Source organism: Blautia sp. DFI.1.216 (genome assembly GCF_020594215.1).
In the GTDB taxonomy this organism is placed as follows: domain Bacteria; phylum Bacillota; class Clostridia; order Lachnospirales; family Lachnospiraceae; genus Blautia_A; species Blautia_A wexlerae.
This window is the reverse complement of record NZ_JAJDML010000269.1, coordinates 1-222: the sequence shown is the minus strand read 5'-3', so window position 1 is coordinate 222 and position 222 is coordinate 1. Positions and strand designations below refer to the sequence as shown.

Here is a 222-nt window from a genome sequence, read left to right as displayed (position 1 = left end):
CCCCGATTGCGTAACCTCTGCCGTATAACTTCGGATTGACAAGTTTTACTTTCTGCTCATACTTGAACTTCTTTTCGCCAGCCTGCACGGGAATTTCTACCACAACATTTTCGCCTTTCTGTACGTCGGAATAAAGGTTATAGCTTCGTCTGGCTAAGACCCTGCGATTATTTTTATCTCTTTCAAAGACTGGCTCGCTTTCGCCTGCAAATTCAAGAGTTC

General features: G+C 44.1%; 1 protein-coding gene. It reads right to left on the bottom strand.

Annotated elements, in window-relative coordinates; genetic code table 11:
- On the bottom strand, positions 1 to 222 hold a 222-nt coding region (locus tag LJE11_RS19675; RefSeq protein WP_227296464.1), incomplete at both ends, for a DUF961 family protein.